This window comes from Streptomyces alkaliterrae (genome assembly GCF_007097205.2).
Taxonomy (GTDB): Bacteria; Actinomycetota; Actinomycetes; order Streptomycetales; family Streptomycetaceae; genus Streptomyces; species Streptomyces alkaliterrae.
In genome coordinates, this window is the sequence record NZ_VJYK02000184.1 from 1 (window position 1) to 11,159 (window position 11,159).

General features: G+C 72.4%; 11 protein-coding genes and 1 riboswitch. Of the genes, 8 read left to right on the forward strand and 3 right to left on the reverse strand.

The window, feature by feature from the left end:
• Positions 1-84 precede the first annotated feature (84 nt).
• Complete coding sequence (locus FNX44_RS17260; protein WP_143649165.1) at positions 85-447, reverse strand: hypothetical protein; 363 nt, start codon at positions 445-447, stop codon at positions 85-87.
• Between the two features lie 99 nt (positions 448-546).
• Positions 547-1,056: a hypothetical protein gene (locus FNX44_RS17265; protein ID WP_143649166.1), complete on the reverse strand. Its 510-nt coding sequence runs from the start codon at positions 1,054-1,056 to the stop codon at positions 547-549.
• Between the two features lie 382 nt (positions 1,057-1,438).
• On the opposite strand from FNX44_RS17265, the gene FNX44_RS17270 reads away from it, so the two are divergent.
• The 8 genes from FNX44_RS17270 to FNX44_RS17305 all read left to right on the forward strand — a co-directional run bounded on the left by FNX44_RS17270 (position 1,439) and on the right by FNX44_RS17305 (position 10,298).
• Entirely contained in the window at positions 1,439-2,185 is a 747-nt protein-coding gene (locus FNX44_RS17270; RefSeq protein ID WP_143649167.1) for an ATP-binding cassette domain-containing protein, read from the forward strand.
• 4 nt (positions 2,186-2,189) lie between these two features.
• Positions 2,190-3,479 (forward strand): DUF7224 domain-containing protein, encoded by a 1,290-nt coding sequence (locus FNX44_RS17275; protein WP_143649168.1) that lies wholly within the window; start codon positions 2,190-2,192, stop codon positions 3,477-3,479.
• Positions 3,476-4,063: a hypothetical protein gene (locus FNX44_RS17280; protein WP_143649169.1), complete on the forward strand. Its 588-nt coding sequence runs from the start codon at positions 3,476-3,478 to the stop codon at positions 4,061-4,063. Before FNX44_RS17275 ends, FNX44_RS17280 begins: the two co-directional genes overlap by 4 nt.
• Positions 4,064-4,140: 77 nt before the next feature.
• Positions 4,141-4,289: riboswitch (cobalamin riboswitch) on the forward strand.
• A gap of 139 nt (positions 4,290-4,428) precedes the next feature.
• On the forward strand, positions 4,429-5,730 hold the full coding sequence (locus FNX44_RS17285) for an SCO2321 family membrane protein (RefSeq protein ID WP_143649170.1): 1,302 nt from the start codon (positions 4,429-4,431) through the stop codon (positions 5,728-5,730).
• Positions 5,731-5,762: 32 nt separating this feature from the next.
• Positions 5,763-6,434, forward strand: coding sequence for an SCO2322 family protein (locus FNX44_RS17290; RefSeq protein WP_500274133.1), 672 nt, complete (start codon positions 5,763-5,765; stop codon positions 6,432-6,434).
• Positions 6,431-7,753 (forward strand): energy-coupling factor transporter transmembrane component T, encoded by a 1,323-nt coding sequence (locus FNX44_RS17295; protein WP_143649171.1) that lies wholly within the window; start codon positions 6,431-6,433, stop codon positions 7,751-7,753. The genes FNX44_RS17290 and FNX44_RS17295 overlap by 4 nt, the downstream gene beginning before the upstream one ends.
• Positions 7,750-9,375: an ABC transporter ATP-binding protein gene (locus tag FNX44_RS17300; protein WP_143649172.1), complete on the forward strand. Its 1,626-nt coding sequence runs from the start codon at positions 7,750-7,752 to the stop codon at positions 9,373-9,375. Before FNX44_RS17295 ends, FNX44_RS17300 begins: the two co-directional genes overlap by 4 nt.
• Positions 9,372-10,298, forward strand: coding sequence for an ECF transporter S component (locus FNX44_RS17305; protein WP_143649173.1), 927 nt, complete (start codon positions 9,372-9,374; stop codon positions 10,296-10,298). Before FNX44_RS17300 ends, FNX44_RS17305 begins: the two co-directional genes overlap by 4 nt.
• A gap of 7 nt (positions 10,299-10,305) precedes the next feature.
• Here the strand turns inward: FNX44_RS17305 and FNX44_RS17310 are convergent, their stop codons facing one another.
• Positions 10,306-10,974, reverse strand: a complete 669-nt coding sequence (locus FNX44_RS17310; protein WP_143649174.1) for an HAD-IA family hydrolase — start codon at positions 10,972-10,974, stop codon at positions 10,306-10,308.
• Between the last annotated feature and the right edge of the window lie 185 nt (positions 10,975-11,159).

Genomic DNA, 11,159 nt, shown 5'->3' on the forward strand with positions numbered 1-11,159 from the left:
CCCCACCGCGACGACGCCTCAGCCATCTGGCCCGGCCCCACCCAGGGCTGACCGCGGGGCCTGACATGGCAAGCCGCTACTGAATCAGGGGAGTCGACGTCCCATCTTCGCCGACTGGCGTTCGTACCCTTTGGTTTCCCACCACTCCTCCAGCAGCGAGCGGATCAGGGACACGAGAATGCCGAGTCGCTGAGGATCGGGCGCAGCTGAAGTGAACTCGTCGATAAAGGACTTATCGGTCCACTCCAGGGTGACTTCCCAGCGCTCCACAGGCCGGTCCAGTTGCACGACCGCCAGCGTGAAGACCAGGGTCGCACTGCGGTTGACGTGGTAGTCGATGCGGAGATCGGTGACCTCAAATCTTGTTGTCCCGCGCTCGAAGGAGCAAGCGAGACGCTGTTCCGCCACAGTACGGTTCGCCATGATCAGTCCGTCACCATGGGGCATGGCAGCGGATCGTGAGTCGCCGGCGCGGCTCCTTCGTCTGCGGTGCGATGATGCGTCATACCTTTTTCCCGCTCCACTGTTACGCGCGTACAGAACTGCCTAGCACAACGTACCGGCGGCCGAGTTCACCTTGTAGGCGGTGCGGACGTCGTTGCTTGCGGCTGGGGTACTGACCAGCACTCGGAAGGTTTCACGACTGCAGGGGGGCAGCGTCCAGATGGAGAACGTGTTGAGGACCTGTCGCCCGTCGGCTATGGCATTGCTGATCTTGTTGTCGAAGGACCGACTCCATCGATGCTTGATGTGCTTCCATCCCCACGTGTCGGTGCCGCATCGAAGTGTGTATCTGTGAATCCCGCGAAAATACGTTCTCACCACGTGGTGTCTGCCGTTGTTCTTGCAGATCACCACGATGTCAGCAGTTGATAAGGCTGGCTGGTACTTCTCAGTGGCCTGCTGCGAAGCAAGCGAAGGAGAAGCCGACTGATCACTCGTGAAGTCAGCGGCCACGGATGGCGTGGCCATCGAGGTGAGCGCAATGGTTGCGGCTACTGCGGTCGCGACCTTCCTGAAGCGGGGGCCAGTCGACGCTGTTGCCTCGTGCTGCACGGTATTCCCCTCCCGATTGCCGAGCAGGGCAGCGTGTGCCCCGGCTTGGAGTCAATGAACCACGAAGTGCGAACGGGATCAACGCCGTCGGGATACCTGGCTTGATCCCGCCCTCCCCCTCCCCCAAGGAACACGATCAGCACTTCGTTGTGATGCACACCGATAGCCGGGCAACGGTGACCCTTCCGAGTTCTCTTCGGGGTCTCCACTTCACTCTGGGCCGGATCAAACGGCGCTGTGATCGGATACCGCCTGGACGCGAAGCCCGTCGTGATCGAATGGTGATCGCCTGACCGGCGCGGACGCCGGCAACCACGACCGGGTTGCCGGCGTCCGCAGTGTGTGTCAACGCCACTCCCCACTTCGCCAAGGACCACGACTCGTGACACTGGTCTTCGACCGCTGCACCTACTCGTACGCCCGCAAGGCGCCGCCCGTACTGGACCGGTTCGGCGCCGAGCTCGCCGCCGGCTGTACGGTGCTGCTCGGACCCAACGGGGCAGGGAAATCAACCCTGTTGGGCCTCGCCTCCTCCTATCGTTCTCCTGACACCGGATTCGTCACCTGGAACGGGCGCTCGCCCGTCGGGCGGCGAGGCCGTGCTTCGTACCGTCGCGTCGTGGGCTGGCTGCCGCAGGACGTCACGCCGATACCCGGGCTGACCGTGCGTGAACAGGCCGCCTACGTCGGCTGGCTCAAGGGCATGAACCGTTCGGACGCCTGGCGAAAGGCGCGCGGCGCTCTCGCCCGCGTCGACCTCTCGTCGCTGGCGCAACGCAAGTCCCACCAGCTGTCCGGCGGTCAGCTGAGGCGCCTGGGCATTGCCGGCGCCCTTGTCCATGGAGCGGAGTTGCTTCTCCTGGACGAACCAACCGCAGGGCTCGATCCCTCGCAGCGGCAGGTCTTCCGTGACCTGCTGCACTCTCTTCGGGGCCAGGTGGCCGTCGTGGTCTCCACCCACCAGACCGAGGACCTCGACGAGCTCTATGACGAGGTGATCGTGCTGGACTCCGGGCAGGTGCGGTACCAGGGGAACGTCCCCGGCTTCCTGTGGCACGCCGACCCTCAGGCCGTTGCCGGGCGTCGTGCGGAGTCGGCGTATCTGAGCATGATCCGCAGGGAGGTGTGACCGCATGCGGACGTCCACCTGGCTCCGGTCGTCCTCGGCGACCTGGATGACCCCTTTCCTCGCCGCATTCGTGGTCCTGCTTCTGAGAGATGACCTGACCGCTCATCCCACCCGCGGCTACTGGCCTGCCGTCGTCGGCGACGCGACGATCGCGTTGGCCTTCGTCCTCGCGGTGTGCGCGGGCTCCGGCGCCTGGGAAGGCACCCGAGTCCGGCGCGGGAAGCTCCCCGTGCTGGCGCCCTCACGAGGTCCGCTTCGGATCGCCCTCCCTCTACTGCTTCCGGTGATCGCCATGGGAGCGACTGCCATGGCGACCGCGGTGACGGTGGTCGCGGCGGTGTCCGCTCCCGGCACGGGGAATGTCGGCCGCGCCCTGCTCATCGTCGCCGTGTGGTTGCTGTTGATCACCGCGTTCTCGCTGGCCGGTTTTGCGCTGGCGCAAGTGGTACCCGCGTTGATCGCGGTTCCGGTGGCGTCCGTCGTCGGGTTTGTGACGTCTGCGTATCCACCGGCCGTGGAACCGCTGTGGCTTCGGCATCTGATAGGCGGAGACCTCACGAGTTGCTGCCTGCTGGAGAGCGTTCCCGGAGAGCGCGGGGTCGCCTCCGCCTCGCTTGTCGCCATCACCCTTATCGCGGCCACCGCGCTACTGCTTGCCATGCGTCACCGAGTCGCCGCGGTGGCATGCGCCGTGTTCGTCACGGCTTCAGGCGTGCTGGCCGCTTCCGCGCTGGTGTGGAACACCGGCCTGGAGGCGTCAACAGCCGCACGCCCGGACGACGAGCTCATCTGTTCCGGGGAGGCGCCGAGAGTGTGCCTGTGGCCCGAGCTCGCGCCTGAGCGGAAGAAGATCATTTCTGCGGTGGGCGAGGCTCACCACCGTCTGACGACTGCAGGCCTCCGCGTGCCGGCCACGGTTTCCACCTCGGCGTCGAAGACGCCGGACACGCGTGTGCTTCGGGTGCGCGTGGAGAGTGACTACCAGCGGGCGGACATCATCGAGTCGACGGTGTGGTCGGTGGTGCCTCCGGTGCCTGCCTGCGCCAGGAGCGGTGATCCGTATCCGGCGGCGGCGGTCCTTCCCGTCATGGCCGAGTGGCTTGGTCGGGCCACCCGGTTGCCCCTTCCAGAGGAAGACTCGAGCACTGACGACGCGCGTGCGTTGGCGTTGAAGGTCGCCGAGGAGCCCCGGCATGTCCAGCGGGAGTGGTTCGAACGGAATACCTCCGCGCTCGCCAGCTGCCACACGAAGCCCGTGCTTGATCCCGCGAAACTTCCAGGAGCCGGGCGATGATCTGGTGGATCAAGGCGTGGGGCGCGCCGGGCGCGGCGATCGCGACGGTCACCGCGCTGTTCCTGGCGATCACCATCGGTTCGCGTGAGATTCCGGTGCCCGCCCTGACCGGGCAGGCCGGGCAGTTTGTCGTCGCCGAGTTGGTGGCTCTGCTTCCTGCGGTAATGATTCTGCAGGGCGTTCACCGAGGCGATCCGCGAACCGAGCACACAGCGGTGCGGTCCGGTGCGGTACGCGTGGTGGCATGGGTCGCGGTCTGGGTCACGATGGTCTGGGGAGCGTCTGCTGCCGCCCACCTCCTCGGCGCGGACTCGGCGGTCATCGAGATGGCCCGCAACACCACCGGATACGTCGGTGTCGCGCTCCTGCTTCGGCCGGTAGCGGGCCTGAAGGCGGCTGTCGCCTTCTCGGCAGCTGTACCACTGGTGTGTGCGGCCGCCGGGTGGCGGACAGGCGGTATTGCTCAGCCATGGGCCTGGCCACTCCACCCTGGCAACTCGGTACTGGCTCTGATCCAGGCCTTCCTGCTGCTGGCCATGGGGCTGATCGCTGTGATGCTGCGGCCACGCGAGACCCCTGGCTGACGTGGGCGGAGCGCTCCCGACGTGCGCGGTCTCATGTCCCGGCTGGGTTTGTCGGCGGGGGGTCGTCGCCGGTCCTGAAGGCGCGGGGCGGTTATCGTGTCGGGTGCAACAACCCGTCCGAACGTGGGGGAAGCCGGTGGAAATCCGGCGCTGACCCGCAGCCGTGAGCGGACCCGGGCGCGTCCCGGGCCGTGAGCCGGAACGCCCGCGTGACGGACAAGGCTCCCGGAGCCGGACCGCGGCGTGGCCGCGGGCGGCGTCCGGCACCGTCGAGGTCTGCGGAGGCTGAGCCCGGTGCACCGGTGCGCGTGGGCGCGGCGGGCGGCGGGAGCCGCCTTGGGGACCCGTTCACGAAAGGCATCGAGATGTTCCTGCGTCGCAGCGCAGCGGTACTGGCGACGACCGTCGTACTGGGCACGGCGGGCGCGCTCGGCGCCCCCGCCGCCGTGGCCGACGAGTCGCCGTCGCCGAAGCTCCCGTCCGGTCTGTACGGCAAGGCGGACCCGCAGTACGACGGGGTGTTCCGGCAGTCGACGGCGCTGCTCGCGCAGGACGCGGCCGGTGTCGTGCCGGCCCGGAAGGCGGTGAGCTGGCTCGCCGAGCAGCAGTGCGACGGCGGCGCGTTCCCCGCGTACCGCGCGGACAGCACCGAGCCCTGCCCGGCGAAGCTCGCGGCGGACACCAACGCCACCGGGATGGCCGTGCAGGCGCTCGCGGTGCTCGGCGGGCACGGCGAGGTCGTCAAGGACTCGGTGGCCTGGCTGAAGACCGTGCAGAACAAGGACGGCGGCTGGGGCTACAACCCGGGCAGCCCCTCGGACGCCAACTCCACCGCGATCGTCGTCGGCGCGCTGGCTGCGGCCGGGGAGAAGCCGGCGGACGTCCGGTCGAAGAACGGTGAGCGGTCGCCGTACGACGCGCTCGACTCGTTCCAGCTGGGCTGCGACGCGAAGGCCGCCGAGCGCGGCGCGTTCGCCTACCAGCCGGCCGAGGACGACTCGCTGGCACCGAACGACCTGGCGACGGTCGCCGCCGCGCTGGCGGCGCGGGGCGCCGGTTTCGCCTCGGTCGCCAAGGAATCGCCGGCCGCCGAGAACATCGACGTCGAGGCGCCCACCTGCGGTGAAGGCGACCGCTACGCGCGGGCCGACGTCGCGGACGCGGCCGCGGCCTACCTGGTCCGGGCGCTGGATGCGAACGACGGCCGGCTGGACTCGTCGATGCCCGGCTCGGAGGACCAGCCGGACTTCGGCACCACCGCCCAGGCGGCGCTCGCGCTCGCCCAGGGCGGCCATCTGAAGGCGGCGGAGCAGCCGCTGGGCTGGCTGGAGACCAACTTCGACAAGTGGCCGGGGGTCGAGGACAGCCCCGCCGCGCTCGGTCAGCTGGTTCTCGCCGTGCACGCGTCCGGCGGTGACCCGGCCGACTTCGGCGGCGTCGACCTCGTCGAGCGGCTGAACGCCACCGGTCCGGAGCCGGCCGAGGCGGCGACGCCGAGGGACGGCGGTGAGGGTGACAACGGCGACAAGGACTCCGCCGCCCCGGTGATGTGGCTGCTCGGCGTCGGCGTACTGGCCGGTGTCGGCATCGGGCTGGTGATGAGCCTGCGGAAGAAGAAGCAGCAGGAGGGCGGCAGCGGCGACGCCGGGTCGGGCAAGGACGAGTGAGGCGGCGAGCGGTGGTCGGGCGCGTTTCGGCCGTGGCCCGGCGGGCGCCGGTGGCGGTCGGGCGCGCCGGCGCGGTGGTCGGGCTGGTGCTGGCCGCCGTCGCCGGGCTGCTGTTCGGCGGCGCGGGTGCCGCCGCCGCCGATTCCGGCTACCGCTACTGGTCGTTCTGGACGTGGGATCGGTCCGGCGAGCGGTGGAGTTACGCCACGCAGGGCCCGGCGAGTCTGCGGCCGGTGGACGGCGCGGTGGTCGGCTTCCGGTTCGCGGTCAGCGAGGACTCGGCGGACGCGACGACACCGCGCGGCCCGGCCGACTTCGCCGCCGTCTGCGGCGACACGGCGGAGGAGGACGGGCGGAAGCGGGTGGCGCTGGTCATCGACCCGGGGACCCGGGCGGACGCGCCGGCCGGTGAGACGCCGCCGGCACGCCGGACCGAGTGCGCCGTCGTGGCGCCGGACGCCAGCGCCGCCGACGCCCTGGCGGCGGTCGCGCCGCCGCTGCGCTACGACTCGTCGGCGCTGCTGTGCGCGATCGCCGGCTATCCCCGTTCGGGTTGCGGCGAACGCGTCGCCGTGGGCGGCGAGCGCGGTCCGGCGGATGGCGGGAAGAGCGACGGCGGCGGCGTGCCGTTGTGGCTCGGCGGGGTGGTGCTTGTCGTGCTGGCCGGCGGAGCCGTATGGCAGGTACGGCGTCGCAGGTCATGAACGGGCGTACCTCCGACGACAACACGTACGGCGGTGGCGCGGCCGGGCGTGGCGCGGCCGCGCGCGCCGGGCGCGCGCCAGGCGCGCGGCATCGGCTGGGCGCCCTGCTCGCGCCGCGTGAGACCCGGGCGAACGCCCTGCACGCGGGCGCCTGGTGGATCTGGGCGCTGGGCCTGGCCACGGCGGCCTCCCGGACGACAAACCCGCTGCTGCTGCTCCTGCTGGTGGCGGTCGCCGGCTACGTGGTGGCCGCGCGGCGCGGGGACGCGCCGTGGGCCCGCTCCTACGGAACGTTCCTGCGGCTGGGGCTGCTGGTGCTGGTCATCCGGCTGCTGTTCGCCGTGGTGCTCGGCTCGCCGATCCCCGGCACGCATGTGCTGTTCACCCTCCCGGAAGTGCCGCTGCCGGACTGGGCGCAGGGCGTGCGGTTGGGCGGCCGGGTGACGGCCGAGGGCCTGCTGTTCGCGCTGTACGACGGGATGAAACTGGCGACGCTGCTGGTCTGCGTCGGCGCGGCGAACGCGCTCGCGAACCCGGCGCGGCTGCTGAAGTCGCTGCCGGGCGCGCTGTACGAGGCCGGTGTGGCGGTGGTGGTCGCGATGACGTTCGCGCCGAACCTGGTCGCCGACGTTCAGCGGCTGCGCGCGGCGCGGCGGCTGCGCGGCCGGAACGACCGCGGGGTGCGGGCGGTGCTGCAGGTGGCCCTGCCGGTACTGGAGGGCGCGTTGGAGCGTTCGGTGGCGCTCGCGGCGGCAATGGACGCCCGGGGGTACGGGCGCAGCGCCCAGGTGCCGCGCCGGGTGCGGTTGGTCACCCATGTGCTCACACTCGGCGGGCTGCTGGGGGTGTGCGTCGGCACGTACGCGCTGCTGGCCGCCGAGGGTGCCCGGTTCGGACTGCCGTTGCTGCTGCTCGGGTTGGCGGCGGCCCTCGCCGGGCTGCGGTTGGGCGGCCGACGCGCGGTCCGCACCCGCTACCGCCCGGACCGGTTCGGCGCGCGGGCCTGGCTGGTCGGCGGCTCCGGAGTGGCGGTGGCGGCGGTCATGATCTGGACGGCGGCCGCCGATCCGGCGGCGGCCAACCCGCCGGCCGTGCCGCTGACGGCGCCGACGCTACCGCTGGCGGCGACGCTCGGCGTGCTGGTCGGGCTGCTGCCGGCGGTGCTGGCCCCGGTGCCGGAGCGGGTCGGGGCCCCGGTACCGGGACGGGTCGGGGCCCCGGGCCCGTCGACCGCCGCGACCTCGGCTCGGTCGACCGCCGACCCCCGGCGCCGCCGGGCCGTGGAACAGGAACCGGGAGACCGGGAGAGGAAACCGTGATCCGCTTCGAGCAGGTGTCCGTCCGCTACGAGGGCAATGAGGCACCGGTGATCCGGGATGTCGATCTGACCGTTCCCGAGGGCGAGTTGGCGCTGCTCGTCGGCCCGTCCGGGGTCGGTAAGTCGACACTGCTGGGTACCGTCTCCGGGCTTGTCCCGCACTTCACCGGCGGCACCCTGCACGGCCGGGTCACCGTGGACGGCCGCGACACCCGCACCCACCGCCCGCGCGAACTCGCCGACGTCGTGGGCACCGTCGGGCAGGACCCGCTGGCCCACTTCGTCACCGACATCGTCGAGGACGAACTCGCCTACGGCATGGAGTCGTTGGGCCTGCCACCGGCCACCATGCGGCGGCGTGTGGAGGAGACGCTGGACCTGCTGGGCCTGGTCGAGTTGCGGGACCGCCCGATCGCCTCGCTCTCCGGCGGGCAGCGGCAGCGGGTGGCGATCGGTTCGGTGCTCACGCCGCACCCGCGGGTGCTGGTGCTGGACGAGCCGACCTCCGCGCTGGACCCGGCCGCCGCGGAGGAGGTGCTGGCCGTCCTCCAGCGCCTTGTCCACGACCTGGGCACCACGGTGCTGATGGCCGAGCACCGGTTGGAGCGGGTGGTGCAGTACGCCGACCAGGTGCTGCTGCTGCCCGGGCCCGGCGAGCCGCCGAGGCTGGGCGACCCGGCCGCGTTGATGGAGGTCTCCCCGGTCCGGCCGCCGGTGGTGGAGCTGGGCCGGATCGCCGGCTGGTCGCCGCTGCCGTTGTCGGTGCGGGACGCCCGCCGACGCGCCGCTGGGCTGCGGGAACGACTGGTCGGCCACTCCCCCGCCGCCGAGCGCCCCGAGGAGGGTCGCGGCGCCGAGGGCGGCGCGGTCGCCGAGGCGGACCGGCTCTCGGTGCGACGCGGCCGCCGGGACGTGCTGCACGGGGTCTCGCTGGGGGTCGGCGCGGGCGAGACCGTCGCGCTGATGGGGCGCAACGGCGCCGGGAAGTCCACGCTGCTGGGCGCGCTGGTGGGCTCCCACCCGCCGGCGGCGGGATCGGTGACCGTCGGCGGCCTCGTGCCGCACCGCACCCGGCCGGCGGAACTGCTGCGGCACGTCGGCCTGGTGCCGCAGGAGCCCCGGGACCTGCTGTACGCGGACACCGTCGCCGCCGAGTGCGCGGCCGCCGACCGGGACGCAGGTGCGGCGGACGGCACCTGCCGGGCGCTGGTGGCGCGGCTGCTGCCGGGCATCGCCGACACCACGCATCCCCGCGACCTCTCCGAGGGGCAGCGGCTCGCCCTGGCGCTGGCCGTGGTGCTGACCGCCGCGCCGCCGCTGATCCTGCTCGACGAGCCGACGCGCGGGCTGGACTACGCGGCCAAGGCCCGCCTGGTCACCGTGCTGCGCGGGCTGGCGGCCGAGGGCCACGGCATCGTGCTGGCCACCCACGACGTGGAGCTGGCGGCGGAGTTGGCCCACCGGGTGGTGATCCTGGCGCAGGGCGAGGTGGTCGCGGACGGCCCGACGGAGGAGGTCGTCGTCTCCTCTCCGGCGTTCGCGCCGCAGGTCGCGAAGATCCTCGCGCCGCAGCCGTGGCTGACCGTTCCGCAGGTCAGAAGCGCGCTGGAGGTGACGGCGTGAACGCGAGCGCGGGCGCGCACGCCGGCGCGGCGCCGGAGCGCCAGGTGCGGGCGGTACGGCTCGGGCCGCGCTCGACGGTGGCGCTCGCGCTGGTGTCCGCGATCGGCGTCGCCGCGTTCGGCTGGCCGCTGCTGGCCGACTCGGCGTCGGGGCTCGCCCACTCGCGGGACGCCCCCTGGTTGTTCGCCGCGCTGCTGCCGCTGCTCATCGCCGTGGTCGTCGCGACGATCGCGGACACCGGCCTGGGCGCGAAATCCATCGCGATGCTGGGCGTGCTGGCCGCCGCCGGGGCGGCGCTGCGCCCGCTGGGCGCGGGCACGGCCGGGCTGGAGCCGATGTTCTTCCTGATGATCCTGGCCGGTCGGGTGCTGGGGCCGGGTTTCGGCTTTGTGCTCGGCGCGGTCTGCATGTTCGCGTCCGCGCTGCTGACCGGCGGCGTGGGGCCGTGGATGCCGTTCCAGATGCTCTCGATGGGCTGGGTGGCGATGGGCGCCGGGCTGCTGCCGGGCGCGGACACCCTGCGCGGTCGCCGCGAGCTGCTGCTGATCGCCGGGTACGGCGCGGTGGCGTCGGTCGGCTACGGCCTGGTGATGAACCTCCAGGGCTGGACGTACATCGCGGGCCTCGGCAGCGGCATCTCGTTCGTGCCGGGCGACCCGCTCGCCGCCAACCTGGCGCGCTTCGTGGCGTACTGGCTGGCGACGTCGCTGGGCTGGGACCTGCCGAGGGCGGCCCTGACCGTCGTACTGACGTTGACACTCGGCCCGGTGGTGCTGCGCGCGCTGCGCCGCGCGACGCGGCGTGCCGCCTTCGACGCCCCGGTCACCTTCGCCGAACAACGCGACGCGAGCAACCGCGACGCGAGCCGACGCGGCCCGAGCCGACGCGACGCGAGCCCGGGCGGGACCGCCGGCCGGTCGTAGAGGCCGGTCAGCCCGCCAGTCGCAGCACGGCGTCGCCGTCGGCGCCCCGCAGGACCGTGACGGCCGTCAGGTCGGGGACCCAGGCGGTGGCGCCCAGCGTCCGGGCGCGCGGGCCGACGCCCAGTACCCGCATCCCGGCGGCCAGTCCGGCGTTGACGCCGGCCTCGCTGTCCTCCAGCACCACGCAGTCGGCCACCGGGACGCCGAGGTCGGCGGCGGCCTTGAGGAAGCCCTCGGGGTCCGGCTTGCTGGCGGTGACCGACTCGGCGGTGACGCGCAGGGTCGGCATCGGCAGTTCCGCCGCAGTCATCCGGGCCTCGGCGAGCGCCCGGTCGGCGGAGGTGACCAGCGCGTGCGGGACGGCGCTGATCGCGGCGAGGAACGCGGCGGCGCCGGGTATGGCGACGATCCCGGTGGTGTCGGCGGTCTCCTCGGCGAGCAGCCGCCGGTTGTCCGCGTGGTTCAGCTCCATGGGACGGTCCGGGAGGAGTGCGGCCATGGTGGCGTAGCCCTGTCGGCCGTGCACGACGGCCAGGACGCGGTCGGGGTCCAGGCCCTGTTCGGCGGCCCAGCCGCGCCAGACGCGTTCGACGGCGGCGTCGGAGTTGACCAGTGTGCCGTCCATGTCGAGCAGCAGGGCGCGGGCGGCGAGTTCGACTGGGGCGGCGTCGGTCATGGGTGCTCCGAATCGCTGGTGGCGGGAGGCGGTTGCCCGGCGGGCGCGGCGCGCTCTCGCGGTGGGGCGCGGCGAACCCAGTGGCTCCGCCCGCCGGTCAGGGAAACCCGTCTGTCAGGTGACGGGAACGGGCGGAACCACTTTGTTTCGCCACTGTACAAAAACCTCCCCCTCCAACGCCAATC